We start from the raw sequence: 26,632 nt of genomic DNA, 5'->3' as shown, positions 1-26,632 counted from the left end.
TTTAGCCCTTGACAGCGGACTGGGTGAGGCTGGCGATAATCCACCGCTGGGCCACAAGGAAGACGATGAGAGCCGGAGCGATGGCGATGGTGGTTGCCGCCATCACCTGGGCCACGTTGCCGGCCCCGTAGGGTCCGAGCATCAGGACCAGGCCCAGCGGGAGGGTGGCGGTGTCCGTGCTGTTGAGGAAGATCGAGGGGGCGAAGTAGGCATTCCAGCTGCCCAGGAATGTAATCACGCCCAAGGTGCTGACGGCGTTCTTTGCCAGCGGCAGCGCGATCAGACGGTACGTCTGCCAGGCCGTTGCCCCGTCCATACGGGCCGCGTCGATGATTTCCTGCGGCAATCCGAGGAAGAACTGCCGCAGGAGGAAAACGCCCAGTGCTCCTGTGATGCCGGGCAGGATCAGGCTGAGGGGGTTGTCCAGCAGGCCGAAGGTCCGCATCAGCAGGAACAGCGGAATGATGGTCACCTGTGCCGGCACCATCAGCGAGGACAACAGGCCCACAAAGATCGAGTTGCGGCCGGGGAATTCCAGCTTCGCGAAGGCATAGCCCGCCACCGGGGCTGTGATGATCATGCCGATGCTGACCGCGATGGCGATGACCGCGCTGTTGAACATGTTCCGCAGGATGGGCACCGGCCCGTTCACGGCCGCGGCATAGTTGGTCCAGTCCCACTCCGTGGGCAGCCACTGCGGCGGCAGGTCGTACGCCTGGCTGGCGTCCCGAAGCGAGGTAGTGAACATCCAAAGGAACGGGGCCACCATGCCGATGGCCCCCAAGAACAGCAGCGCCACCGAAATGCTCTTCCCGACACCGGGGCGGGGCCTGCTGCGGCGCGCGGCGCTGCTCTGCTGCGGGGTGCTGATGACAGCGTTGGTGTTACTCATTGTTCACCCACGACTTCCTGAGGCGGAACTGCACCAGCGTCACCAGCATGATGATGAGGAACAGTGTTACCGCGATGGCTGAGGCGTAGCCCATATCGAACTTGTTGAAGGCCACTTCGGCGATGTACATCACCACGCTGCGGCTGGCATCGCCCGGGCCGCCCCTGGTGAGCACAATGATGGACTCGTAGATCTGGAACGCGCCGATGATGGTGATGGTGATGTTGAAGAATGTTGCCTGACTGATCATCGGAAGGACGATGCGGCGGAAGACCTGCCATTCGTTGGCACCGTCCATGCGGGCGGCCTCCACCATGTCCTTGGGTACTTCCTGCAAGGCTGCAACGAAGATCAGCATGGCGAACCCCACATTCCGCCAGGTGTCGACGATGATCACTGACACTTTGGAGAACTCGGAGCTGTTGAGCCAGTCAATCCGTTCCCCGCCCAGGGCGGCGATGTAGTAATTCAGGATGCCCGTGTCCTTCTGAAAGAGCGCCTGCCAGATGATGGACACATACACCAGGGCCACCAGGTACGGGAAGAAGTACGCGGAGCGGAACACATAGGTCAAAACCCTGGGGAGCCGCTGGTTAATCAGCACGGCGAACAGGAGCGCAAAGCCGTTGATGAGGACGACGGCCGCCCCAACGTACAGGACGGTGTTGCCGTAGGTGGTGGCCAGCCGTTCGTCCCGGAACATGCGGGCGTAGTTCTCAAAGCCTACGAATTTGGGGGCTGTGAGGATGTTGTACTTGGTGAGGCTCAAGTAGATCGCGGCGACCAGCGGGCCGAGGACGAAAACCAGGAAGCCGATGATGGTGGGGGCGGTGAAGAGGTACCCGGTGAGGGCTTCCCGCCGACGGGTGGCGGTGAGCCGCCCGGGGTGGCCCCCGCGCCCCGACGGGGGCGCGGGGGGCAGCTGGGTTTGGGGGGCTGTCAGGGTCACTTCTGCAACGCCTCCTCAACATCCTTTTGGGCCTTTTCCAGGGAGGATCCGATGTCCTGGCCGGACATGATCTCGTCCATGGCCCGCATGAACGCGGGATCCAGCACGTTGTAGGCGCCGGGGGCCGCTACCGGCTTGGCGTAGGACAGGGAGTTGTAGAACTCTTCGGCATGTTTGGGGGAGGACAGGAACTCCGGGGATGAAGCGGCAGTCTTGGTGGACGGAACGGCGGAGCCAGCGTCCGCCCATTTCTTCTGGGTCTGCTGGTCGGTGAGCATCTTGATGAACTCCCAGGACAGCTCCTGATTCTTGGACGTCTTGGAGATGGCGAACGCTCCGGCGCCGAAAACGGTGGACTTGGTGGTTCCCTTCGGCCAGGGGAGGATGTCGTAATCGGAGAAGCCGGCCTTGGCGAATCCGCCGGTGACGAAGTGCCCGGCCCCGGTCATGGCTGCCTTGCCGGCGGGGAACAGCTGGTACGGGTCGGAGCCCTTAGGCTGCGGCGCCACACCGTACTTGGTGGCCAGGTCCCGCACCCATTCCACGGTCTCCTGGACTTTCGGATCGGTCAGCTGGGCCGTCTTGAGGTCCTCACTCATCATGGAGGTGCCGTTGGAGTAGAGCCACGGGGTGATGCCGAAGGAGTAGTACGGCATGGCGAACCCGTAGACCTTGTCAGCGCCGGAACCGGTGGTCAGTTTCTTGGAGATCTCCAGGAAATCGTCCCAGGTCCAGTCATCGCTAGGCCGTTCGATGCCGGCGGCCTCGAACATCTTGGTGTTGTAGTAGATCACCATGGTGTTGAAGGTGTTGGGCATCAGGTACGTGGAGCCGTCCTTGCCGAATCCCGCGAGCAGCTTGGGATCGATGTCCTCGCGCAGGGCCTTGGCTTCGGGGTCGTTCTTGAGGAAGCCGTCCAGGGGCGAAAACAGCTCGTTGGCCAGGCCCAGCTCCACGCCTTCGGTGGCGATGTTGATGACGTCCGGAGCCTGACCGGCTGCGGCCTGCGTCACCAGCTTGTTGACGTATTCCGTCCACGTGGTGATGGGGGTGAAGTTGTTGTTCACCGTCACGTTCGGGTGCTTCTCCTTGAAGCGCTCGGCCACGCCGTCGTACACGGCTTTGTCCCCCGGATCGCCCCAGTTCGAGACGGAGATGGTGGCGGTGATGTCCTTGGCGGGGGCCGCGTACGGCCCGTCCACTGCGGGCCCGGCGGACTCGGTGGCACTCCCGCAGGCGGTGAGCGCCAGCAGGGCCGCGGCTGCCGCCGTGGCGATGGAGGTGCGGACTGCTTTTCTCATGTAATGCTCCTTTGCATGCGGCGCCTGGAGGGGGCCTGATGGGTTGCGATGGGGTTGTGTGTAGCTGTTTGCGGGGCAGTTGGTCGGGCTATTATTCGGTGGAGCGGCGGAATTCGATTTCTGATTCGAGCCGGAGGACCTCCGTGGGAGCATTGGGGTTTTCGATACGCCGCAGGAGCAAACCCACGGCGCTCTCACCCAGCCGGAACGCAGGTTGGCGGACGGTGGTGATCTGGGGTTCGAAAAGGTCCGAGTAGGTGAACCCGTCAAACGTGGCAAACGCCATAGTGCCCGGCACCTGCAGGCCTTCATGCTGCACGGCCCGCAAGGCGCCGGCGGCCAGCAGTGTGCTGCAAGCCAGGATCGCCGTGGGACGATCCTTGGAAGTGGTGAGAAGTGTACGGACACGGTCGAATGTCGATGCCGCAGTTGCCGTCCCCTCACACAGCAGGCCGGCCGGCACCTCCAGGCCCCGATCCAACATGGCGGCGTGGAAACCGTCGTAGCGCTCACGGAGCGATGAAACCCGCAAATCCCCGGAGATCAGCAGGATCCGCTGGTGGCCGCGGACGGCGAGATGTCCAACCAGTGCTGCCATGGCGGACTGGTTATTGACCCCCACCTGATCCACGTCCACGTCCGCGAGGCGGTCCAACAGGACCAGCGGCTTCTTTTCCTCACGGATTCTCGTCAGCAGCCCGCCGCTGGAACCGGCCGCCCGTGCAATGATCAGGCCATCCACGCGGCGGTCCAGGAGTGCCTCGACTGCAGCGCGCTCCCTGGCAGGATCTTCCGCCGAGTTGGCCAGCAGCAGGGACAGGCCGTTTTGGGCCGCGGCTTCTTCCACGCCGTGCACCATGTCCGCGAAAGCCGGCTCTCCGGCATCCGAAACAACAAGGCCAATGGAGTCAGTCCTGGCGCGCCGCATGGAACGGGCTAGCGCGTCCCGCCGGTATCCGGTGGCCCGCACAGCACTGATGACGCGCTCCCTGGTCTCCGGCTCAACATGCCTGGTGTCGTTGAGGACGTGCGACACAGTGGACGTGGAAACGCCGGCAAGGGATGCGACGTCGACGATGGTTGCCACTGCCACTCCTTATAGCGAAACGTTTGCGCGAACGTTTCGATAGTAGGGACAAACGTTTCGATGTGCAACAGGTCACAGAAGAAATGTTGGTTTGTTCCGATCTTCCTGGCCGCGGGGCGTGTGGCAGTCGGAAAGGACCGGGGTGCTGAGGTCCTAGGAGGCCGGCCGCGGGCCGGTGGAGGCCCGGTATTCGATCGTGGGCGCCAGACGGACTACCGAGGGATTGCCTGATTTGTCGGCGATCCTCTTGGTTAGCAGTTCGGCCGCTGTGGCGCCTACCTGGAATGCAGGCTGACGGACGGTGGTGAGCTGGGGCTCGAACAGGTCGGCGTAGGCAAAGCCGTCGAAGGTAGCGAAGGCAATGTCCTCCGGCATCCGTAGCCCGCGCTGCTGGATGCGCCGCAGTGCGGCTGCAGCCAAGACGGTGCTGCACGCGATCACAGCGGTAGGGGGCTTGGCTGCGGACAGCGCTGCCTCGATGCCGGCGTCAGTTTCTGCAGGTTCGAAAGCTATGACTGTTAGCTGGTCCGATGGCGCGATCCCGGCAGCGGCCATGGCTTCGGCGAACGCATCGTGCCGTTCCTGCAGGGTGGCAACCCTGGTGTCCCCCGCAATCAGCAAAATCCGTTCGTGGCCCTGCGCCACCAGGTGCTCCACAAGCTCCATAATGGGCTCGCGGTTTTCAACTCCCACCTGGTCGTACGGGTCAGCGGAAAGCCTGTCCATCAGCACCAGGGGCGTATCGTGGTTGGCGAATTCGGAGAGGGCCTCAGGGCCGGAGCCCGCCGCACGTGCCAGGATGAGGCCGTCGACCCTGCGTTCAAGGAGGGCTTGGACTGCGCGCGCCTCACGTTTCGGGTCTTCAGCGGAATTGGCCAGTAGCAGGGTGATGCCCTGGCTGGCAGCGGTCTCTTCCACGCCGCGGATCATTTCGGCGAAGGCCGGCTCCCCGCCGTCGGAAACAATAAGACCGATGCTGTCTGTCCTTGAGCGCCGCATGGCGCGGGCCAGTGCGTCCTGCCGGTAGGAGGTTTCCTCGATGGCCTTCAGGACCCGCTGCCGCGTCTCATCACCTACATGCCTGGTTCCGTTCAGGACATGGGAAACAGTGGAGATTGAAACGCCGGCAAGCTGTGCCACTTTTACCATTGTCGTCATCGTTGCCGCCCTCGGTGAATCGTTTGCGCGAACGTTTCGCGTAGCCTCCGCCAGTTTACAGACGGGCAGGCAACCGAAGGCGAAGGGACCCCGTTCTTCCTGCCAACTTCGCGGTCGCCTCCCTGATTGCGGCGAACACTCATTTCTGCGCCTTGTTCCGAACCGACACGGTCTCCGTCCAGCCGCTCGCGATGTCAGTGATATCAAGGGTGAAACAGAACTCGCCCTGGGAATTTCCGCCCTCATGACAGACCAGATCGATCTCCACGAACCCGGGCCGGGCGTCATCCCACTCGGCACAGGTCCGCAGCGGAAAGGAGTCCTTCAGCAAGGTCCCCGGCTTGGTATGGGACGGGCCCCGCGGATCCAGTTTGGCCCGGTCCGCCTTGAGCCTGCGGTCGATCGTGGCCGGTGCGATTTTCAGCAGCAGCGCGGCCGTCCCGTCATCGATCTGAAGCTCCTCGAAGCGGCGCAGGCGGGGTACCAGATCAGGCAGCGCCGCCGCCAGCAGCCGCCCACAGGGCGTCCCCTGCACCGCCCAGCAGAACCGCAGCGCGTCGATGACGGTGTCGTCATAAATCAATGGCTTCGGCGGGCGGGGACGGACAGTCCTGATGGTCAGGACCCAACCCAGCGCCTTGCGGGCATGATTGCGGTTCCAGCGCGTCACCGCGCAGATCTGATCCAGGATCTCGCCCTTCCTGGCTTTGGAAGCCCGACGGTATTCCGTGGCCAGACTTCGTGACAGCCTTGCGTTCGCTCATCGTCAGCTCCATAACAGCAGCTCTACCCCCGCCGGAAAACCGGCAGCCGCAGAAACCCTCAACGCGGGCATCTTCTAGAGTCAACGCGGAGTCTGGACACTGACGAGGGGCGGTGGGAATGTGGACCCATGCGCCATCGGCGAGGGAGGCTGGTAGCAGGTCATGGATGAAACATCGGATACGCGGCAATTGCTTTCCAACCGGATCGAACAGAAACAACAGGCCGTCCGCTCCTATCTGGGACGGGAGCGCCCCAAACGGAACAAGCTCTCCAACATCAGCGTCGTGGGCAGTGCCCTGGCCGCCGCGCTCACCGCCGGCCCGGCGTTCGGAGGCACCGGGTTCACCCAGGCCCTCCAGGGGGTCTTCTCCCTCGGGGACGACTCGATTGTCTGGCGCGTCCTGTGCCTGCTGGCCGTCATGCTGTCCGTCGCCGCGGCGCTCGCCACGAATTTCGCCAATTCACATTCGATCGCGGACAGGGTCAGCGCGGCGGAAACAGCCAACGCCCAGCTGGAAGGCCTGCGGGACACGCTGAGTTTTGGCCGCATCGACACCGACGAGGCACTGAAGCTGTATCAGCAGTATGTGGCCCAGGTGGCGTTCGTGGACGAGGTGCCCGCCCGCTGAGGTCCCGCCAGTGGGGCTACGTGGCCTGTGCTTTGGGGTTAGTGGGCTACTGCGACTTGGGGATGATGATCCACAGCGCGATGTAGACGAGCTCCCCGACGCCGAACAGGCCGAAGAACACGAAACCGATGCGGACCAGCGTCCTGGAAACGCCGAAGCGGTCAGCGAGGGCTGCGCAGACGCCCGCGATGACCTTGCCGTTTCTGGGTCGAACCATTGATCGTTCCATTCAGTCACGGTAGCAGTGTGCTCCCGGCAAGAGAACAGCACAGCAAAGCGGGCTCTACCCCGGCAACACAAGGCCGCACGGGGAAGAGCCCGCTTGAGTTAAATCCGCCGAAGCCGGCCTGCGGAGCCGGGTTAGGGCGTGGGGTTGCCGCCGTTGACGTTGAGGGTTTCGCCCACCACGAAGCTGGACTCCGCCGAGGCAAGGAACACATAGGCCGGGGCCAGCTCGGCCGGCTGGCCGGCCCGGCCCAGGGGAGTGCTCTTGCCGAATTCGGGCAGCGCTTCCTTGGGCTGGCCGCTGCTGACCTGCAGTGGCGTCCAGATCGGCCCCGGCGCGACGGCGTTGACCCGGATGCCCTTGGGCGCGAGCTGCTGGGCCAGGCCCTTGGTGAAGTTGTTGATGGCCGCCTTGGTGGTGGCGTAGTCCACCAGCGTCTCCGACGGGTTGTAGGCCTGGATGGAGGTGGTGTTGATGATGGTGGAACCCGCCGGCAGATGCGGAACGGCAGCTTTGGTCAGCCAGAACATGGCATAGACGTTGGTCTTCAGCGTGTGGTCGAACTGCTCATCGCTGATATCCGCGATGTCCTCCTGGGCCACCTGCTTGCCGGCGTTGTTCACCAGAAGATCCAGACCGCCGAGCTCGCGCAGGGCAATGTCCACCAGCTCCCGGCACACCGCCGAGTCCTTGAGGTCGCCCGGGGCCTTGACCGCCTTGCGGCCGGCCTTTTCGATCAGGTTCGCGATCCGGGCGGCGTCCTCTTCCTCCTCCGGCAGGTAGGAGAGCACGACGTCGGCCCCCTCCCGGGCGAAGGCGATCGCCGTAGCGGCGCCGATGCCGGAGTCCGCGCCGGTGACGATGGCCTTGCGGCCCTCAAGCCGGCCGGTACCGCGGTACGTGTCTTCGCCGAGGTCCGCCTTGGGCGTCAACTTCGCGTCCAAACCGGGCTCCGGCTGGTGCTGCTTGGGAGGTTCGATGTGTTCGTACGCTGTTACCGGGTTCTTGAACGTGTACTGGTCAGTCATGGTGCTCCTCCGATGGTTGGTCTGCCTACGGACGGCATGCTAAGCATGCTTACCATCCAGCCTAGCGAGTGCGGCCGTAGTGGCGCAACGTACGCCTGCTGACTGGTAGAAACGTGGCAGTACGACCGCCCGGTCCAGCGGGGTTCTGGCAAGATAACCAGCATGGAAGAATCTGGCCGTGTCCCCGCACAGGCAGTCCCCGCCTACGACCTCCGCGTCTCCATCCAGAACACCGAGCCCGAGATCTGGCGGCGGCTGCTGGTGCCGGAGACCATCACCGTCCCGGAACTCCACGGGGTCCTCCAGACCGCCTTCGGATGGGAGAACCGGCACCTCTTTGGGATCCGGTGCGTGGATAGGACCGGCCAGCCCAGGGTGATCATCGGCCCAGACGACGCCGCGAAAGAGATGGGCGACGAGCCGGCCTCCGGCGTCGTACTCTCTGAACTCGTAGACGCCCAGCAGACCGGCCCGGCCACGCTGGAATACGAATATGACTTCGGCGACGCGTGGACGCACCTCTTTGAGGTGATGGGGCCGGCCGAGCTGGCCGCGGGTGGCGTGCGCTGCATCGACGGGGCCAACCGGGGTCCGGTGGAGGACGCCGGCGGACCGTATGGCTACGCTCGCCTCATCGAAGCCCTTGCCGATCCGGCAGATGAGGAACACAAAGAGCTGTCCGGCTGGTACAAGTTCGTCACGGGACAGGACGCCGGCACCTTTGAGCCATACGCGTTCGAGGCGGAGGCGCTTAACGCCCGCTTGGACGAGCTGGCGAAACGCCCCTGGCCGGAACCGCCAACAGACGGGGAGATCGACGCCGTCGTCCGTCCTGTGCAGTGGCTGTTGGGCCAGGCGGGCCCCGACGGACTGCAGCTGACCGCGGACGGCTACCTCAAGCCTGCCGTGGTGAGCCAGGCCGTCCGGGAACTCGGCTGGGAATACCGCTGGCCCGGAGCGGCGAACCGCGAAAGCCAGACCCGTCCCGTACTTCAGCTCAGGCACCAGTTGCAGGCCTGGAAACTGCTGCGGAAGAGCAAGGGGCATCTGGTCCTGTCACCGTCTGGACGCAAGATGCACGACGGCGGCCGTCCGCTGTGGGACTTTCTTGCCGACGCCGTGGCCTTCGCGCCGGAGAAGTCGACGGCCACTGTGACCGGCACCGTGGTCCAATGGCTGCTCGACGGCTCCACGCCGTCCTGGGACCGCCGGGAACGGATGATTGCGGACACCCTCGGGGCGGCAGGCTACCGGATGAAGGATGGTTCCCCGCTCCCGTTGGACCTTGCCCAGCAGCTCTACCTCGAAGTGAAGTGGACTTTGGACTGCCTGCAGCTGGCCGTTCCAGAGCGCACGTTCAGTGATGTTCCGGCCCTGACCAGCGCCGGGCGGAAGTTCCTGTTGCAGGTGCAGGGCCTGCTCGAGGGGCCGTGAAGTTCGACAGGCTCAAACAGCGGGGTGTGAGTCAGTCCACAGGAACGCGATTTAGCCGATGTGGCGTGCAAGGTTCCAATACCTGGCAGAAATCCGCGCCATCCGGGGGTTCAACCGCTTGGGGACCCTCATTTGCGTGGATTTGTGCCGGGTCCCAGTGCCGTGTAAAGTAATTCGAGTCGCCGCCGCTGAGTGGTGACAAACCCCCAAGAAAACGATAGAAGCGATAATCTTGCTCTTCGACTCGTCCTGTACGAGACGCAGAAAAGGAACTTTGCTTCTTATTTTGCTGGGCGGATTCAGTCGCCAATGCGAATTTCGGGTGAATATCCCGGATTTGCAAAGTGGATATGAATGAAATAAGCTTTAGATATCGCAGCGAAGAAAGCGAAACAAAAGAATTCATTGAATTTAGATGGATTGTTTCGGCAAGTATCCGAATGTGTCTGTTGTTTGAGAACTCAATAGTGTGCCAAGTTTGTTGATACCAATTTATTTATATGGATTGGTTGTTTTGCCGGGCCCGCCACCCCGTGGTGTGGTCTGGTTTTTACAGCTGGTTTCAAATTTTGTGCAGCCGGTTTCTCCCGTTTTCCCGGGGGTGTTGGTTGTGTCTGTTTTTGTTTTACTTCAACGGAGAGTTTGATCCTGGCTCAGGATGAACGCTGGCGGCGTGCTTAACACATGCAAGTCGAACGATGACCCGGTGCTTGCACCGGTGATTAGTGGCGAACGGGTGAGTAACACGTGAGTAACCTGCCCTTAACTCTGGGATAAGCCTGGGAAACTGGGTCTAATACCGGATATGACTCCTCATCGCATGGTGGGGGGTGGAAAGCTTTATTGTGGTTTTGGATGGACTCGCGGCCTATCAGCTTGTTGGTGAGGTAATGGCTCACCAAGGCGACGACGGGTAGCCGGCCTGAGAGGGTGACCGGCCACACTGGGACTGAGACACGGCCCAGACTCCTACGGGAGGCAGCAGTGGGGAATATTGCACAATGGGCGCAAGCCTGATGCAGCGACGCCGCGTGAGGGATGACGGCCTTCGGGTTGTAAACCTCTTTCAGTAGGGAAGAAGCGAAAGTGACGGTACCTGCAGAAGAAGCGCCGGCTAACTACGTGCCAGCAGCCGCGGTAATACGTAGGGCGCAAGCGTTATCCGGAATTATTGGGCGTAAAGAGCTCGTAGGCGGTTTGTCGCGTCTGCCGTGAAAGTCCGGGGCTCAACTCCGGATCTGCGGTGGGTACGGGCAGACTAGAGTGATGTAGGGGAGACTGGAATTCCTGGTGTAGCGGTGAAATGCGCAGATATCAGGAGGAACACCGATGGCGAAGGCAGGTCTCTGGGCATTAACTGACGCTGAGGAGCGAAAGCATGGGGAGCGAACAGGATTAGATACCCTGGTAGTCCATGCCGTAAACGTTGGGCACTAGGTGTGGGGGACATTCCACGTTTTCCGTACCGTAGCTAACGCATTAAGTGCCCCGCCTGGGGAGTACGGCCGCAAGGCTAAAACTCAAAGGAATTGACGGGGGCCCGCACAAGCGGCGGAGCATGCGGATTAATTCGATGCAACGCGAAGAACCTTACCAAGGCTTGACATGAACCGGAAACGCCTGGAAACAGGCGCCCCGCTTGCGGTCGGTTTACAGGTGGTGCATGGTTGTCGTCAGCTCGTGTCGTGAGATGTTGGGTTAAGTCCCGCAACGAGCGCAACCCTCGTTCTATGTTGCCAGCGCGTGATGGCGGGGACTCATAGGAGACTGCCGGGGTCAACTCGGAGGAAGGTGGGGACGACGTCAAATCATCATGCCCCTTATGTCTTGGGCTTCACGCATGCTACAATGGCCGGTACAAAGGGTTGCGATACTGTGAGGTGGAGCTAATCCCAAAAAGCCGGTCTCAGTTCGGATTGGGGTCTGCAACTCGACCCCATGAAGTCGGAGTCGCTAGTAATCGCAGATCAGCAACGCTGCGGTGAATACGTTCCCGGGCCTTGTACACACCGCCCGTCAAGTCACGAAAGTTGGTAACACCCGAAGCCGGTGGCCTAACCCCTTGTGGGAGGGAGCTGTCGAAGGTGGGACTGGCGATTGGGACTAAGTCGTAACAAGGTAGCCGTACCGGAAGGTGCGGCTGGATCACCTCCTTTCTAAGGAGCACCTACAATCACCTTGCCTCATGTATGTGAGTGTGGAGGGTTTGTCAGGAGTACGCCCGTTGCGCAGACGCAAGTTCTGCGGCGGGTGCTCACGGGTGGAATATCAACGAATAGCGGCCGTCATCGTCTCTTCCTGACCCAGTACGGACCAGCTCTTCGGAGCAGGTCCTGGAACGGTCCCGGGAGGAGAGGGAGACGGTTTAGTGTTTGGCACACTGTTGGGTCCTGAGACAACAGGACCATGGCACGGCCGGGTTCCCTTGCGGGGATGTGGTGGTGGTGTGGGACTTGTGTTTCTGGTTTCCTGGCTGCACCGGGCATGCACGTGGGGCTCTTCCGTTTGGGAGGGCTGGTGTGTGGGGGTGTGGTACGGGGTTGTTGTTTGAGAACTACATAGTGGACGCGAGCATCTTTTATAAGAAGCAATTTCCAAGAATATGAACCTGGATCTGTTGTTCCGTGCCTTCGGGGACGGGGTGATGGTTTTCATGGTTCTCTCGTGAATTAGTTTTTTGATCTTTTGTGGTCAAGTTTTTAAGAGCACACGGTGGATGCCTTGGCATTAGGAGCCGAAGAAGGACGTAGGAATCTGCGATAAGCCTGGGGGAGTCGATAACCGGACTGTGATCCCAGGGTGTCCGAATGGGGAAACCCCGCCAGGGGCGCGAGCTGCCTGGTGACCCGCATCTGAACACATAGGGTGCGTGGAGGGAACGCGGGGAAGTGAAACATCTCAGTACCCGCAGGAAGAGAAAACAATAGTGATTCCGTCAGTAGTGGCGAGCGAACGCGGATCAGGCTAAACCGTTCCATGTGTGATAGCCGGCGGGCGTTGCATGGTCGGGGTTGTGGGACTTCCCGCTTCAGTTCTGCCGGACTGAGAAGGTGAGTAGTACAGGCATAGGTGAACGGTCTTGAAAGGCCGGCCAGAGAGGGTGTGAGCCCCGTAACCGAAATGTTGTGTACCGCCTGGTGAAGTATCCCAAGTAGCACGGGGCCCGAGAAATCCCGTGTGAATCTGTCAGGACCACCTGATAAGCCTAAATACTCCCTAATGACCGATAGCGGACCAGTACCGTGAGGGAAAGGTGAAAAGTACCCCGGGAGGGGAGTGAAACAGTACCTGAAACCGTGTGCTTACAATCCGTCGGAGCCTCCGCAGCTTGCTGTGTTGGGGTGACGGCGTGCCTTTTGAAGAATGAGCCTGCGAGTTAGTGTTACGTCGCGAGGTTAACCCGTGTGGGGAAGCCGTAGCGAAAGCGAGTCTGAATAGGGCGTTGCAGTGGCGTGATCTAGACCCGAAGCGAAGTGATCTACCCATGGCCAGGTTGAAGCGACGGTAAGACGTCGTGGAGGACCGAACCCACTTCAGTTGAAAATGGAGGGGATGAGCTGTGGGTAGGGGTGAAAGGCCAATCAAACTTCGTGATAGCTGGTTCTCCCCGAAATGCATTTAGGTGCAGCGTTGCGTGTTTCTTACCGGAGGTAGAGCTACTGGATGGCTAATGGGCCCTACAAGGTTACTGACGTCAGCCAAACTCCGAATGCCGGTAAGTGAGAGCGCAGCAGTGAGACTGTGGGGGATAAGCTTCATAGTCGAGAGGGAAACAGCCCAGACCACCAACTAAGGCCCCTAAGCGTGTGCTAAGTGGGAAAGGATGTGGAGTTGCGAAGACAACCAGGAGGTTGGCTTAGAAGCAGCCATCCTTAAAAGAGTGCGTAATAGCTCACTGGTCAAGTGATTCCGCGCCGACAATGTAGCGGGGCTCAAGTACACCGCCGAAGTTGTGGATTTCAGATGATAGCCAAGCCGCCCCCGTTGTGGGGTTGGTTCAGGCGTCTGGAGTGGTAGGGGAGCGTCGTGTGGGCAGTGAAGTCGCGGTGTAAACCAGCGGTGGAGCCTACACGAGTGAGAATGCAGGCATGAGTAGCGAAAGACGGGTGAGAAACCCGTCCGCCGAATGATCAAGGGTTCCAGGGTCAAGCTAATCTGCCCTGGGTAAGTCGGGACCTAAGGCGAGGCCGACAGGCGTAGTCGATGGACAACGGGTTGATATTCCCGTACCGGCGAAAAACCGCCCATGCTGAACGGGGGATACTAACCGCCCGAAACCTGCCCGACCGCCCTTGTGGTGGAAGGGTTTTGGTGGAGCGCGGGACCTGATCCCGGGAGGCAAGCGTATTAACAGGTGTGACGCAGGAAGGTAGCCGAGCCGGGCGATGGTTGTCCCGGTCTAAGGATGTAGGGCGAACGGTAGGCAAATCCGCCGTTCATGATGCCTGAGACCCGATGGGACCCCCGTATGGGGGGATTCGGTGATCCTATGCTGCCGAGAAAAGCATCGACGCGAGGTTTTAGCCGCCCGTACCCCAAACCGACACAGGTGATCAGGTAGAGAATACTAAGGCGATCGAGAGAATTATGGTTAAGGAACTCGGCAAAATGCCCCCGTAACTTCGGGAGAAGGGGGGCCCCCATCGTGATGGACACTTGCTGTCCGGAGCGTGCAGGGGCCGCAGAGACCAGGGGGAAGCGACTGTTTACTAAAAACACAGGTCCGTGCGAAGTCGCAAGACGATGTATACGGACTGACTCCTGCCCGGTGCTGGAAGGTTAAGAGGACCGGTTAGCCGCAAGGCGAAGCTGAGAATTCAAGCCCCAGTAAACGGCGGTGGTAACTATAACCATCCTAAGGTAGCGAAATTCCTTGTCGGGTAAGTTCCGACCTGCACGAATGGAGTAACGACTTCCCCGCTGTCTCAACCATAAACTCGGCGAAATTGCAGTACGAGTAAAGATGCTCGTTACGCGCAGCAGGACGGAAAGACCCCGAGACCTTTACTATAGTTTGGTATTGGTGTTCGGAGTGGCTTGTGTAGGATAGGTGGGAGACGTTGAAGCCCGGACGCCAGTTCGGGTGGAGTCATCGTTGAAATACCACTCTGGTCACTTTGGACATCTAACTTCGGCCCGTAATCCGGGTCAGGGACAGTGCCTGATGGGTAGTTTAACTGGGGCGGTTGCCTCCTAAAAAGTAACGGAGGCGCCCAAAGGTTCCCTCAGCCTGGTTGGCAATCAGGTGTCGAGTGTAAGTGCACAAGGGAGCTTGACTGTGAGAGAGACATCTCGAGCAGGGACGAAAGTCGGGACTAGTGATCCGGCGGTACATTGTGGAATGGCCGTCGCTCAACGGATAAAAGGTACCTCGGGGATAACAGGCTGATCTTGCCCAAGAGTCCATATCGACGGCATGGTTTGGCACCTCGATGTCGGCTCGTCGCATCCTGGGGCTGGAGTAGGTCCCAAGGGTTGGGCTGTTCGCCCATTAAAGCGGTACGCGAGCTGGGTTTAGAACGTCGTGAGACAGTTCGGTCCCTATCCGCTGCGCGCGCAGGAAATTTGAGAAGGGCTGTCCTTAGTACGAGAGGACCGGGACGGACGAACCTCTGGTGTGTCAGTTGTACTGCCAAGTGCACCGCTGATTAGCTACGTTCGGATGGGATAACCGCTGAAAGCATCTAAGCGGGAAGCTCGCTTCGAGATGAGATTTCCATACACCTTGTGTGTGAGAGGCCCCCAGCCAGACCACTGGGTTGATAGGCCGGATGTGGAAGCGAGGACTAACGACTCGTGAAGCTGACCGGTACTAATAGGCCGATAACTTACACCACACACCCTCTCCGTGAACGGATTCAAAAGACGTTCACACCATGAAGAGGGTACAAAGAAACAAGACTGCTTGCGTCCACTATGTGGTTCCCAACCAACAAACCCGGTCCCCGGGCTTTGTTGCCACGGGAACGAAACCACAACTGAATAACAACACCACAACTGCCCCCAACAGGGCAGAGCACATGTTGTAACACCAAAGTTTTCCCACCCCCGGGCACAGCCAGGCGGGGCGGGAGCAAGGGTTACGGCGGTCATAGCGTGGGGGAAACGCCCGGTCCCATCCCGAACCCGGAAGCTAAGACCCACAGCGCCGATGGTACTGCACCCGGGAGGGTGTGGGAGAGTAGGTCACCGCCGGACAACCATTAGAAACGGTCGAGAGCCTCCAACCACCAGGTTGGAGGCTCTCCCGCATTTAACCGGCTTATCGCAGATGAGGGCGTAGAGGCGGCCGGGACCGGGGTTTTGCCGTCCCCGCGGGCTGAATCGGATTTTGGGCGTGGCTGATGGACGCGGGTCGCCGGGCTGGGCGCGTGCTTCCCATGGTGTTTCCTCCTTTGGTTAGCGGCCGTTCGGTCATGCCTCCAAGCATCATGAGGATGCTTACTTTATGTTGGCCAGCGGCGTGCGATCCGCTATCCGCTGATGAGAAAGCCTTTCGAGGACCATCGAGCAGGCGCTCGGCACGGGTTGGATGATGTCGGCGGTGCTGGTCAAGGCCAGCCGCCGGGCGGTTTCGCTTAAGGGCCCGCCGGCAATGATGACCGCTTCCGCTCCATCCTTCTCACTTGCTTCCTTGACCGCCTCTGCAAGTTCCTGAAACTGGCGGTCGGGGTTGGCGGCCAGGACGAGCGGTTCAGACGGCGTGAGCCTGACTCCTGTGAACCATTCGCGTCGACCGTGCTCTTCGACCAGGGCGGTCAGGGAATCTGCGAGCAGGGGAGTGCTCGTTGCCATGCCGAACTTGCGGCCCTCCCCACAGGCTGATCGGATGGAAGCCTGGCCGATACCAATGACTGGTACTTCAAGGCTTTCTGCAAGGGAGGCCCGACCTGGATCACCGATGGCTGCAATAATAACCGCCTCGACGCTGCTTCCGTCCGGACCCCGCATGTAGCCGTTCACAGCGTCCTGCACGTAACGGGCAGATTCTGCCAGGGAGTCCGGGTCGATGATCATGGTGGGGCCTTTGGCGGCGGTCAGGCCTATCACTTCCAGGCCTTCGGGGCCCAGGATGTCGGCGGCAATGGCCGTCATTAGCTCGGTGGTCCGCTGGTTGCTGTTCGGGTTGACCAGGAGGACCGTTGCCTGCTCACTTGTATTGGGCTCAGTGACCATAGATGGCTCCTTCGTCCTCGCTGGCGTCTTCTTCGAGGGGCTGTCCGAATGTTTCCGGGGGGAATTGCACGACGATGCCAAGGACGATGAAGAGCCCGGCCAGGGTCGTGAACATGCCCATGAGCCCGGCGGCGTCGAAGATGACGCCGGAGATGAGCGGGAACAGGCCACCTGCCAGGGATCCGGCCGCGAGGATGATGGATGTGCCGAAGCCGCGGGTGCGGGTGGGGTACAGTTCGGGGGCGAAAAGCCAGATGGTGGTGTTGAGGATGATGACGGAAAAGTTGAAGAGCACCCCGAAGAGCACGACGAGGACTATGTCGTTCGCGAGGAAGGCCATCGATAGCCCGGCGGCGCAGCCCAGGATCGCGGCGCCCGTGAGGACCTTCTTGCGGGGCAGCCTGCTGGCCAGGAACGCGGCGGTTGCGGCGCCGATGAGCGATCCTGACTGCATGATGAGGGTGAACCAGAGGCTGGTGTTTACCGCGTAGCCGCGGGAGACCAGGATTGTCGGCATCAGGGTCAGCATTGAGATCTGGGCAGCGTAGGACATGCACACGGCGACGCAGAGCAGGACGGTCCGCTTCAGGAGCCGGCCACGCAGCGCGTCCTTCCAGTGCCCCTTGGATTCCGTGGTGGCTGGACCGGGCACGGCGGTGATGTAGACCTCGGGGTCATCGATTCGGCCAGAGAGCTTTCCCCTGGCGAGCCGGGTGATGACCATGTTGGCTTCATCGAGCCGTCCCTTCGAGGCCAGGAAGCGGGGTGTTTCCGGCACGTATCGGCGGAAGAACATGACCAGCAGTGCCGGAATGAACAGCAGGCCGAAGACCCAGCGCCACTTGTCCGGGCCGTCGAAGAGGGTGAAGACGAGGATTCCGAAGGCCGGTGCGAGCATGTTGCCAAGCCCGGCGGCGGTGACGTTGATCAGGCCGACGGCGGTGCCCCGGTGCTTGGCTGCGAAGAACTCGGCCATCATGATGACCGCGACGGCGATTTCCCCACCCAGGCCGAATCCGACGACAAAGCGTCCGGCGGCCAGGACCGGGTAGTTGGGCGCTATGGCGCACAGCAGCGAGCCGCCGGCGAAGATGATCAGGTTGATTACCAGCATGTTCCGTCGGCCGTATTTGTCGATGATCAGCCCGGTCGCCAGCCGCCCCAGGGCGGTGGCGGTGAAGGTCATCGTGTTCAGGAGCCCGATGTCGGTCGCGCCCAGACCCCAGGATTCCCGCAGGACCGGCCCGGTGATGCCGACTGCGTTCTGTTCGAGAGCGTCGAAGAAGACCCCAAGCAAGATCATCAGGACAATCTGCCGGTGGGCCCCGGTGACGCCAATGCGCTGGTAGGCGCCTTCAATTTGTTGTGCGAGGGACGTCTTCGTGCTCCCCGCCTCCGCAATTTTTTCTTCCACAGTCCGCTCCTTATGAGCCAGCAGCCGGTCGCTCATCATTGAACGCACCGACCAATAGTTTCCGTATCATGGATATTCCCTATCGCCATAAGGAATATGTGAGCCAAGTTACACGAGACCGAAGGTTATCTCAACGACTAGGCGAACTTACTGATTGTGACCACGGACGATGAACCGGGGCGGATGGGGTAACTACCCCCGGTAGCGTCGGCCTACGTCGATGTAGCTCATGGCCGTTTTAAGGGCGCTCGGCAACGATCGTTCGCAACTCGTGGCCGCCATGCCGAGCTGAAGAACAGCCTCCGACAACAGGTCCGACTCCTGGCCTGAGAAACCCCGGCACCCCGACGATCTTGAATAATCCGGGCTGAAGCCGCGGAACATAAGTCGCGCCGGCCTCGTTGTAGAAGCGCCAGCCGCTTCCAATCGCAGGGACGCCTCATGACCGCACGGACCATCGTCATCACCGGAGCCAGCGACGGCATCGGCGCGTCCGCCGCCCGGATCTTGAGCCAGCAGGGGGAGCGGGTGGTCGTCGTCGGGCGGTCCGCCGGGAAGACCGAACGGATGGCGAAGGAAATCGGTGCCGACTACTTCGTCGCCGATTTCGCGGAGCTGGCGCAGGTGCGCGAGCTCGCTCTGCAGCTGAAAGAGAAGTACCCGCGGATCGACGTCCTGGCCAACAACGCCGGCGGGATCATGGGCCCCCGGCAGCTCAGCGTGGACGGCCACGAGAAGACCTTCCAGATCAACCACCTGGCGCCGTTCCTGCTCACCACCGAGCTGATGGATGTGCTCACCGCCAGCAACGCCACCGTCATCAACACCTCCAGCGCCGCCAACGGCTTCGGCAAGCTGGACCTCAACGACCTGGACTCCGCGCAGAACTACTCCACCAACCGCGCGTACGGCACCGGCAAACTCGCGAACATCCTGTTCACCACCGAACTGAACCACCGCTACGGCGCCGAGGGAATCACGACGGCGGCCTTCCACCCCGGCGTGGTCGCCACCAACTTCGCGGCGGAGTCCACGAGCCCGATGCGGCACGCGTACAAGACCTTCCTCAACCGCTTCCTGCTGAGCCCCGAACAGGGCGCGGACACACTCGTGTGGCTCGCTACTGCGACCCCTGGGCAGGACTGGATCTCCGGCGCCTACTACGCCAAGCGTGCCCTCGCGAAGGCCAACAAGCAGGCGTACGACGCCGGGCTGGCCCGGGAGCTGTGGGAGCGCAGCGAGGCGATGGTGGCGCAGGATCTCGATAAGCTCCGCTCGCGGGGCAAGCAAACGCCGCAGGACTCGAATGCTGGGATAGCATTCCTTTAGCCTTTGCCGACGAGCGGCCTTGGCTTTCTTTATGGGGGAGTTCTATTTATATGCTGGTAAAGAAGGTTTTCGTCGCGACTGTGGCGGCGACGGCGCTGCTCTTGACCGTTTCGGTGATGCCGGCAAATGCTGCACCGTCGCCGAGGTCGTACAAGAATTGCACCGAACTCAATAAGGTTTATCCGCACGGAGTCGGCAAGAGCGGTGCACGGGATAAAACGTCCGGAAAGCGGGTCACGACCTTCCGGGTGAATAGCACTGTGTATAGCTACAACGACGGGGGCGCTAAACGTCACAACAGGGAGTACGACCTGGACCGTGACAACGACGGAATCGCCTGCGAAAAACGCTGATACTCAGCGGGCGGCGTCGACCTTGTCGATAGCCGTTAGCGCGCTTTCCATGGTCCCGGCCAGGTCGCTGGCCGGGGCCGGCTTGGCGAACAGGTAGCCCTGCAGGGAGTCGCAGCCGCGGTCCATCAGGTACTTGGCCTGCGCCGGGGTCTCGATGCCCTCGGCCGTGACCCTCAGGCCCAGGGTATGTGCGGCGCTGACCATGGTGTTGAAGAACGGCAGCTGCTCCCGGCCGGTCTTGATCATCGCGACGAAGGACCGGTCGATCTTGACCGTGTCCAGCGGCAGCTCCTTGAGCCGGCCCAGCGAGGCATAGCCGGTGCCGAAGTCGTCCATCGCTATCCGGACGCCGGCCTCGCGCAGTTGGCGGAGCTGCCGCAGCACGTCCGAATCGGCGTCGAAGAATGCACTTTCGGTCAGTTCGAGCGTGAGCTGGCGCGCGTCCACGCCGGTGGACGCCACAATGGCAAGCACATCCGTGGCGAAATCGCGGTTCTGGAACTGCAGGCCGGAGACGTTCACGGCGACGCTGTAGCTGGCGTCCCCGGCGAGCCAGGGACGGATCTCGGCGCAGGCACGGCGCAGGACCTCGTCGCCGATCTCCCGGATCAGCCCGCTCTGCTCTGCCACCGGCAGGAACTCGTTGGGCGGAACCACCGTCCCATGGCGTTCCCAGCGCGCGAGTGCCTCGAACTGCACCACGGCGCCAAGTCCGGGGGACACCACGGGCTGGTAGTGGACCGAGATCTGGCCCAGCTCCACCGCCCGCCGCAGCCCGGTTTCGCCGCCGGTCCGGTGGGCCGCCGCGTTCAGCATTTCCGGCCTGAACCGCAGCCAGTTGTGCGGCCCCTCGGCCTTCGCCGCGGTCAGGGCCGCGTCCGCCTGCCGCAGCAGTTCCGCCCCGTCCATGGTCTGCGGAGTCTTGGAGGCCAGTCCCATGCTCAGTCCGGGCCGGACCAGGGTCCCGGCGACGCGCATCGGCTCGAGCAGCGACTCCGCGATCCGCCGGGCCACCGCGTCCGCGTTGAGGCATTCGGTCAGCAGCACCACGAACTCGTCGCCGCCCAGCCGGGCCACGGTGTCGTGCGGCCGGATGCAGTTGCGCAGCCGTCTGGCCACCTCCACGAGCAGCTCGTCGGCGGACGAACGGCCCAGCATGTCGTTCAGGCTCTTGAGGTCATCGACGTTCAGCAGCAGCACATCCACCGGGTCCGGGCGGCGCAGTGCGGCGGCCAGGCGCTCGTTGAACAGGGTCCCGTTGGGTAGCGCGGTCAGCTGGTCCCGCAGCACCCCGGCCCGCAGCTGGTCATCGCGGTCGGCGTAGGCCGCGGGAGCCGCGGGAGCCGCCGGAGCGGCAGCTGCCCCGGCAGGAGTGCGACGGCGGTGCGTTGCGGTGTCCGCCGACGCGGCGGCGGGGCTTTGTGGATTGCCGGACGAGGCAGCCTGCCGGTGCCCGGCGCCGCGGACCGAGAGTGCGACGGACGGCCCCGACTGGGGTGCGGAGTGTGCGCCGACGTGGGCGGAGTGTGCGTCGGCGTGGGCGGCGGACTGCACTCCGGCCCCGTGTGCGGCGGCCGGAGCGGCATCGGCGGCGTCGGCGGCGTTGGGCCCGGTGGGGAGCACCGAGCAGGTGATCTCGACGGGGACCTCGGTACCGTCGGAGCGGCGGCCGGAGCCGGCGAAGGGCTGGCGGGAGCGGGCTGCGGTGCCGCCAAGGCCGGCGAGCACACCATGGAAGTCTTCCCGCGAGGCCTCAGCCAGCAGCAGGCTGGAATCGGCGCCGAGCAGCTGGGCGCGGGTGTAGCCGAAGAGGTCCTCCGCGGCCGCGTTCAGGAAGGAAATGGATCCGTCCGGGGCGAGCAGCAGCAGCGCATCCGGGGTGTGTTCCAGCAGAATTTGTGCGAATCCAGAGTCCAAGATGTTTGCCTGCCCCCAAGCGTCGGATACGAGTTGCAGGGACCACGTGACGAACACCGTGGGCTGCGTTTCCTGCATCATATGTGGTGTGGGACACTACGGCATGCTCCGGCCCAGGTGGAGGGCGAATGTGTCGCCACAGCAGCCCCTGCAGCAGGCGCCGAACCGCCGTCCGGGACCCTGGCCCGAACTGCTATCCCGGGAGCGGGACGCCCTCCAGCGCGGCGATGGCTGCAGCCGACTTCCGCACCGCATTTTGCCGCTCGGATTCGGGCACCGGGCGGGAGAACAGGTAGCCCTGCAGCGCATCGCATCCATGCTCCATCAGGTACCGCGCCTGGGCCGCTGTCTCGATGCCTTCGGCCGTGACCTTCAGCCCCAGGCTGCGGGCCATGTGGATCATCGAGGTCAGGATCGGGAGCTTCTCCACACCGGTCTGCAGCATGGACACAAAGGACTTGTCGATCTTGACGACGTCCACCGGCAGATCCTGCAGCCGGCCCAGCGACGAGTACCCCGTCCCGAAGTCGTCCAGCGCCACCCGGATCCCGGCCGCGCGCAGGCTGGAGAGCTGGGAGATAACGTGCGTGTCGGCGTCGAAAAACACGCTCTCTGTCACTTCCAGCACCAGTTGGTGCGGATCGACGCGGCTCCAGGCCGCGATGTCCAGGACGCGCTCGGCGAAGTCGCGGTGCTGCAACTGCACGCCGGAGACGTTCACGGCGAGGCTCCGGAAAGAATCCGCCGCCAGCCATGGCTGCAGCTCGGAGCAGCTGCGTCGCAGCACCTCGGCGCCGATGTCCCGGATCAGGCCGCTGCGCTCTGCGGTCTGAATGAAGTCATCCGGGGACATCAGCTCTCCGCGCCAGTCCCAGCGGGCCAGGGCTTCGAACTGGACGACGTCGAGCCGGTCCGCGGAGATCACGGGCTGGTAGTGCACGGTGATCTGGCCCAGCTCCACGGCGCGCCGCAGCCCGGCCGTGAGCTGGGTGCGTTCCAGCAGCGCCGCGAGCATCGCGGGCTGGAAGTGCACGTAGCGGTTCTTCCCGGCCTCCTTGGCGGCGTACATCGCCAGGTCCGCCTGCCGGAGCAGTTCCGAGGACGTCGTTGAGCCGTCGTTCCGGGAAGCCACGCCCAGGCTCAGGCCCGGCCGGATCAGCGTGCCCTCGATCGAAACCGGGGCGTTCAGGGCGGTCACAACGCGCTGCGCGACGGCGTCGGAGTCCCGGCAGCCAACCAGCAGGACCACGAACTCGTCGCCGCCGAGCCGCGCGACGGTGCCGTGCGGGCCCACGCAGCTCTGCAAGCGACGGGAGATCTCCACCAGCATCTCGTCACCGGCATGGTGGCCCAGCACATCATTGATTTCTTTGAAGTCGTCCAGGTCCAGCAGTAGTACGTGCACCGGCTCGGGCGTGAGCAGCGCGGCGGCGGCCCGCTCGTTGAACAGCATCCGATTGGCAAGGCCGGTCAGCGGATCCTGGAAGGCGAGTTCCTTGAGCTTGTCCGCCTGCTCGGCGAGTTCTTCCATGGCGTGGCGGGCCTGGTCCTGGGCGCGCTGCCGGGAAGTGATGTCCCGGAAGTTCCAGATCCGGCCGATGATTGTGTCTGCGACCTTCTGCGGGCGCGAGTAGAGCTCCACGGTGCGGCCGTCCTTGAATTCCAGCACGTCATGGCTCTGCAGCGACCGGTCCGCGTACAGTGTCGTGACCTTGTCCAGGAAGTACTCCGGGTGGACCAGCTGCGCGGCGATGAACCTGATCAGGGCCATCGGGTCCTCGGCCGCCACCAGCTCCGCCGGCATGCCCCACATCTTCAGGTACTGGTCATTGATTCCGGTGATCTGCCCTTCGCAGGAGACCACCACGATCGCGTCGGCGGTGGTTTCCAGCGTGGCATCCAGGAGCGAGACGGCCAGGCGCCGCCCGGAATCGGCGTCGATTCGGTAGCTGGCATCCCGGACGGCGACCGCCATGGCCGTGCCGGCGTCGAACGTCACGAGCGAGCAGGCGATTTCCAAGGCGATTTCGGTGCCGTCCCGGCGGCGGCCCGCGGCCGCGAAGGGACGCTGGCCGGCCAGGCTTCCGCGGCCCAAGCGGCCAAAGACGCGCAGGAATCCGCCACGCTCGTCCTCCGAGAGCAGGATGGTGTGTTGGTACCCCAGCAGTTGCTCGCGGGGGTAGCCGAAGAGCCGCTCCGCGGCAGCGTTGACATAGGCTATGGTGCCGTCTGCGGCGAGCAGCAAGAAGGCATCCGGACCCTGCTCAAGCAGGGTCTCTTCGAACCCGGTTCCCACGGCGATTCCGGCCCCCATAGCGACGGTTGTTAGAACGGATCCCAGCGGCGACACCGTGGGCAATGCGTATTCCTGATCATAGGGTTCCCCAGCCCTGTGTCCAGGAAGAACGGATCCCAGCGGCGACACCGTGGGCAATGCGTATTCCTGATCATAGGGTTCCCCAGCCCTGTGTCCAGCACCTTTGGCCCGGCTTTTTCGCGGCAGCTGGACTGGGCTCAGGCGGAGCACGTGTTGGTTACCGGTTTCCGGACACCCGGTCCCCGCGCAGGGAGGCGAAGGCCTCGACCGACCGGCTGATGGCGGGCTCCAGCAGGGGCCTCGGTTCGGGGGAGGAAAAGAGCAACCCCTGCAGTGAATCGCACTCCAGCCGCAGAAGATATTCGGCCTGATGCTCGGTCTCCACGCCTTCCGCCGTGACCGTCAGGCCCAGACCGTGGGCCATGCTGATCATCGACGTGAGGATCGGTAGCTTCTCTGCACCGGTGCGGATCATTGAGACAAAGGACCGGTCGATCTTCAGGGTGTCCACCGGGAGCTCCTGGAGCCGGCCCAGCGAGGAATAGCCGGTGCCGAAGTCGTCCAGGGCTACCCGCGCGCCGGCCTTCCGCAGGGCTGCCAGTTGCTGGATCACGTGGCAGTCGTCGCCGAAGAACACACTTTCGGTGACCTCCAGGACCAGCTGACGGGGGTCCACGCCGCTTGACTCCGTGACGGCCAGCACCAGCTCGGCGAAGTCGCCGTGCTGCAACTGCACCCCGGATACGTTGACGGCCAGCGACCGGGAGGCATCCTCCGCGAGCCAGGACTTCATTTCCGTGCAGCCTGTGAACAATACCTCGGTGCCGATCTCCATGATCAGGCCGCTGCGCTCCGCCACGGGGATGAACTGCTGCGGCGGCACGGGTTCGCCGTCCCGTTCCCAGCGGGCCAGCGCCTCGACCGTGACGACGGCGCCGTGCCGGGCGGAGACGATCGGCTGGTAGTGCACGGCGATCTGGCCGCTATCGACGGCCAGCCGCAGCCCGGCCTCCAGCTCGGTGCGCTCCACGAGGGCCGCCATCATCTCCGGCCGGAACCGCAGGTACCGGTTCTTTCCGGCGGTCTTCGCCGCGTACATGGCGACGTCGGCCCGGCGCAGCAGCTCGGAGGCGTCCACGGCGTCCTCGCCTATGGAGGCCAGTCCCAGGCTGAGGCAGGGCCGCAGCATGGTCCCGTCGATCCACAGTGGCACTCTCAGGGATTCGACGATCCGCTCGGCGGTGGCCTCGGGATCGAGTGAGCCGACCAGCAGGACGACGAATTCGTCGCCGCCCAGCCGTGCTACGACGTCGTTCGGGCGGACGCAGGCGCACAGCCGCCGGCCCAGCTCGATCAACATCTGGTCACCGGCGTGGTGGCCATGGATGTCGTTGACTTCCTTGAAATCGTCCAGGTCCAGCAATAGGACGTCGACGGCGGTGCCGTACGGCCCCTGCAGCGCGTCGGCGAGGCGGTCGTTGAAAAGCTGCCGGTTGGAGAGCCTGGTCAGCGGGTCCTTGAAGGCGAGGTCCTTGAGCTGCGCTGCCTGCTCGGCGAGGTCCGCCATGGCCTGGTTGATCTGGTCCTGGGCGGTCTTGGCCGGGGTGACGTCCCGGAAACTCCAGACCCGCCCCACCACCTCGTCGGCGACGAGTTGCGGGCGGGAGTAGCGTTCAAAGGTCCTGCCGTCACGGAAGACCAGGACGTCTCGGCTTTCCTGCGCGGGGTCGGCGTAGAGCGCCGTGATCTTTTCGACGAACTGGGCGGGATCCGCCAGCTGATCCTGGACGAAGGCCATCACGGCTTCGTCGTCCCGGCTGGCCAGCAGCTCCCGGGGAATACCCCACATGGAGGTGAACTGGTTGTTGACGCCCGCGATCTGCCCTTCGCCGCCGACCACCAGGATGCCGTCCGCGGTGGATTCGAGCGTGGCCGTCAGCAGCGACATCGCGGCGCGCAACTCCGTGTCCGCTTCCAGCCGGTGCGAGGTACCCCGGATCAGAACGGCCATGCAGGCGCCGGCATCGGGCTGGGCGGGTGGTTTCGGGGCGGTGCCGGGGTATGCGTTCGTGCGGCCGTGGGCGCCGTCATGGGCGGCGCTGTCGGGGCCCGTCTTGGGGCCGGCCTCGGGGCCGGGGCGTGCGGCGGGGGACACGAGCGAGCAGGTGATTTCACCCTGGAACTCTGAGCCGTCCCGACGCAGACCGTAGGCTTCGACCGGCGGGAGGGCGGCGCCGTCGGCGTCCTGGCGGAGGGCGAAGTACAACCGCTGGAAACCGCTGCGGAAGCCTTCCGCCAGCAGCATGCGGTGGTCCTGGCCGACGAGTTCCTCGCGCGTGTAGCCGAACATGCGCTCCGTGGCGGCGTTGACCATGCTGATGGTGCCGTCTTCGGCGACCACCACGAGCGCGTCCGGGCAGGACTCGAGCACGGCCTGGGAGGACGGCGCGGGCCCGGTCGCCGGACTGGCACCTCCGGCGTCGCGCGCGAACGCCGTGGCATCGTGCGCCGTCTGGCGCTGTGCCGAGGTCACGCGAGAACCTGAGCGTGTATTTGAGACCGATATTCCATTGACGTTCCTCCCCAGATGAAATCATAGGGGCCACCTGCGACCGTGCTGTGCAACGACGCCATGCAACGGCGCTGTGCAATGGCGC

At 63.0% G+C, this 26,632-nt stretch carries 17 protein-coding genes and 3 rRNA genes; 7 read left to right on the top strand and 13 right to left on the bottom strand.

What is annotated here, in order from left to right; genetic code table 11:
• Position 1: 1 nt before the first annotated feature.
• The 6 genes from QFZ69_RS15520 to QFZ69_RS15495 all read right to left on the bottom strand — a co-directional run bounded on the left by QFZ69_RS15520 (position 2) and on the right by QFZ69_RS15495 (position 6,057).
• Positions 2–892 (bottom strand): carbohydrate ABC transporter permease, encoded by an 891-nt coding sequence (locus QFZ69_RS15520; RefSeq protein ID WP_306912739.1) that lies wholly within the window; start codon positions 890–892, stop codon positions 2–4.
• Entirely contained in the window at positions 885–1,841 is a 957-nt protein-coding gene (locus tag QFZ69_RS15515) for a carbohydrate ABC transporter permease (RefSeq protein ID WP_306912738.1), read from the bottom strand. The genes QFZ69_RS15520 and QFZ69_RS15515 overlap by 8 nt, the downstream gene beginning before the upstream one ends.
• Complete coding sequence (locus QFZ69_RS15510; protein ID WP_306912737.1) at positions 1,838–3,142, bottom strand: sugar ABC transporter substrate-binding protein; 1,305 nt, start codon at positions 3,140–3,142, stop codon at positions 1,838–1,840. The genes QFZ69_RS15515 and QFZ69_RS15510 overlap by 4 nt, the downstream gene beginning before the upstream one ends.
• Before the next feature lie 91 nt (positions 3,143–3,233).
• Positions 3,234–4,229 carry a LacI family DNA-binding transcriptional regulator gene (locus QFZ69_RS15505; protein WP_306912736.1) on the bottom strand — a complete coding sequence of 332 codons (996 nt, stop codon included), beginning with the start codon at positions 4,227–4,229 and terminating at the stop codon, positions 3,234–3,236.
• A 153-nt stretch (positions 4,230–4,382) separates the two neighbouring features.
• A complete protein-coding gene (locus tag QFZ69_RS15500) occupies positions 4,383–5,387 on the bottom strand; it encodes a LacI family DNA-binding transcriptional regulator (protein WP_306912735.1) in 1,005 nt (334 codons plus the stop codon).
• Between the two features lie 139 nt (positions 5,388–5,526).
• Entirely contained in the window at positions 5,527–6,057 is a 531-nt protein-coding gene (locus QFZ69_RS15495) for a hypothetical protein (protein WP_306912734.1), read from the bottom strand.
• A gap of 256 nt (positions 6,058–6,313) precedes the next feature.
• On the opposite strand from QFZ69_RS15495, the gene QFZ69_RS15490 reads away from it, so the two are divergent.
• Positions 6,314–6,781, top strand: coding sequence for a hypothetical protein (locus QFZ69_RS15490; RefSeq protein WP_306912733.1), 468 nt, complete (start codon positions 6,314–6,316; stop codon positions 6,779–6,781).
• Between the two features lie 46 nt (positions 6,782–6,827).
• Here the strand turns inward: QFZ69_RS15490 and QFZ69_RS15485 are convergent, their stop codons facing one another.
• Both QFZ69_RS15485 and QFZ69_RS15480 read right to left on the bottom strand, forming a co-directional pair.
• Positions 6,828–6,998 carry a PspC domain-containing protein gene (locus QFZ69_RS15485; RefSeq protein WP_306912732.1) on the bottom strand — a complete coding sequence of 57 codons (171 nt, stop codon included), beginning with the start codon at positions 6,996–6,998 and terminating at the stop codon, positions 6,828–6,830.
• Between the two features lie 143 nt (positions 6,999–7,141).
• Entirely contained in the window at positions 7,142–8,035 is an 894-nt protein-coding gene (locus tag QFZ69_RS15480) for a glucose 1-dehydrogenase (protein WP_306912731.1), read from the bottom strand.
• 162 nt (positions 8,036–8,197) lie between these two features.
• On the opposite strand from QFZ69_RS15480, the gene QFZ69_RS15475 reads away from it, so the two are divergent.
• From QFZ69_RS15475 to rrf, 4 genes are all read left to right on the top strand, one after another.
• Positions 8,198–9,469 (top strand): plasmid pRiA4b ORF-3 family protein, encoded by a 1,272-nt coding sequence (locus QFZ69_RS15475; RefSeq protein WP_306912730.1) that lies wholly within the window; start codon positions 8,198–8,200, stop codon positions 9,467–9,469.
• Between the two features lie 630 nt (positions 9,470–10,099).
• Positions 10,100–11,625 (top strand): 16S ribosomal RNA (locus QFZ69_RS15470).
• Positions 11,626–12,158: 533 nt separating this feature from the next.
• Positions 12,159–15,306 (top strand): 23S ribosomal RNA (locus tag QFZ69_RS15465).
• Between the two features lie 244 nt (positions 15,307–15,550).
• A 5S ribosomal RNA gene (gene rrf, locus QFZ69_RS15460) occupies positions 15,551–15,667 on the top strand.
• Together the 16S, 23S and 5S rRNA genes form the textbook arrangement of a ribosomal RNA operon.
• A 243-nt stretch (positions 15,668–15,910) precedes the next feature.
• On the opposite strand, the gene QFZ69_RS15455 is transcribed toward rrf, so the two are convergent.
• On the bottom strand, positions 15,911–16,645 hold the full coding sequence (locus QFZ69_RS15455; protein WP_306919473.1) for an aspartate/glutamate racemase family protein: 735 nt from the start codon (positions 16,643–16,645) through the stop codon (positions 15,911–15,913).
• Entirely contained in the window at positions 16,635–18,059 is a 1,425-nt protein-coding gene (locus QFZ69_RS15450; RefSeq protein ID WP_306919472.1) for an MFS transporter, read from the bottom strand. Before QFZ69_RS15450 ends, QFZ69_RS15455 begins: the two co-directional genes overlap by 11 nt.
• A 441-nt stretch (positions 18,060–18,500) precedes the next feature.
• Here QFZ69_RS15450 and QFZ69_RS15445 point away from each other — a divergent pair, with 441 nt between their 5' ends.
• Positions 18,501–19,388, top strand: coding sequence for an SDR family NAD(P)-dependent oxidoreductase (locus QFZ69_RS15445; RefSeq protein ID WP_306919471.1), 888 nt, complete (start codon positions 18,501–18,503; stop codon positions 19,386–19,388).
• 50 nt (positions 19,389–19,438) lie between these two features.
• Positions 19,439–19,741, top strand: a complete 303-nt coding sequence (locus QFZ69_RS15440; protein ID WP_306919470.1) for an excalibur calcium-binding domain-containing protein — start codon at positions 19,439–19,441, stop codon at positions 19,739–19,741.
• 3 nt (positions 19,742–19,744) lie between these two features.
• On the opposite strand, the gene QFZ69_RS15435 is transcribed toward QFZ69_RS15440, so the two are convergent.
• The 3 genes from QFZ69_RS15435 to QFZ69_RS15425 form a co-directional block, all read right to left on the bottom strand.
• Positions 19,745–21,658 carry a bifunctional diguanylate cyclase/phosphodiesterase gene (locus tag QFZ69_RS15435; RefSeq protein WP_307000228.1) on the bottom strand — a complete coding sequence of 638 codons (1,914 nt, stop codon included), beginning with the start codon at positions 21,656–21,658 and terminating at the stop codon, positions 19,745–19,747.
• A gap of 193 nt (positions 21,659–21,851) precedes the next feature.
• On the bottom strand, positions 21,852–23,972 hold the full coding sequence (locus QFZ69_RS15430; protein WP_307000225.1) for a bifunctional diguanylate cyclase/phosphodiesterase: 2,121 nt from the start codon (positions 23,970–23,972) through the stop codon (positions 21,852–21,854).
• A gap of 220 nt (positions 23,973–24,192) precedes the next feature.
• Positions 24,193–26,508 carry an EAL domain-containing protein gene (locus QFZ69_RS15425; protein ID WP_307000222.1) on the bottom strand — a complete coding sequence of 772 codons (2,316 nt, stop codon included), beginning with the start codon at positions 26,506–26,508 and terminating at the stop codon, positions 24,193–24,195.
• Positions 26,509–26,632: the final 124 nt, after the last annotated feature.

The organism is Arthrobacter sp. V1I7 (genome assembly GCF_030817015.1).
In the GTDB taxonomy this organism is placed as follows: domain Bacteria; phylum Actinomycetota; class Actinomycetes; order Actinomycetales; family Micrococcaceae; genus Arthrobacter.
Note: the sequence above shows the minus strand (reverse complement) of the source record. Positions and strands in the feature narration are given on the sequence as shown.

Coding starts and splice junctions, on each gene's coding strand:
- QFZ69_RS15520 (WP_306912739.1), bottom strand. CDS start 892: ATGAGTAACACCAACGCTGTCATCAGCACCCCGCAGCAGAGCAGCGCC.
- QFZ69_RS15510 (WP_306912737.1), bottom strand. CDS start 3,142: ATGAGAAAAGCAGTCCGCACCTCCATCGCCACGGCGGCAGCCGCGGCC.
- QFZ69_RS15500 (WP_306912735.1), bottom strand. CDS start 5,387: ATGACGACAATGGTAAAAGTGGCACAGCTTGCCGGCGTTTCAATCTCC.
- QFZ69_RS15490 (WP_306912733.1), top strand. CDS start 6,314: ATGGATGAAACATCGGATACGCGGCAATTGCTTTCCAACCGGATCGAA.
- QFZ69_RS15485 (WP_306912732.1), bottom strand. CDS start 6,998: ATGGTTCGACCCAGAAACGGCAAGGTCATCGCGGGCGTCTGCGCAGCC.
- QFZ69_RS15480 (WP_306912731.1), bottom strand. CDS start 8,035: ATGACTGACCAGTACACGTTCAAGAACCCGGTAACAGCGTACGAACAC.
- QFZ69_RS15475 (WP_306912730.1), top strand. CDS start 8,198: ATGGAAGAATCTGGCCGTGTCCCCGCACAGGCAGTCCCCGCCTACGAC.
- QFZ69_RS15455 (WP_306919473.1), bottom strand. CDS start 16,645: ATGGTCACTGAGCCCAATACAAGTGAGCAGGCAACGGTCCTCCTGGTC.
- QFZ69_RS15445 (WP_306919471.1), top strand. CDS start 18,501: ATGACCGCACGGACCATCGTCATCACCGGAGCCAGCGACGGCATCGGC.
- QFZ69_RS15440 (WP_306919470.1), top strand. CDS start 19,439: ATGCTGGTAAAGAAGGTTTTCGTCGCGACTGTGGCGGCGACGGCGCTG.
- QFZ69_RS15430 (WP_307000225.1), bottom strand. CDS start 23,972: ATGGGGGCCGGAATCGCCGTGGGAACCGGGTTCGAAGAGACCCTGCTT.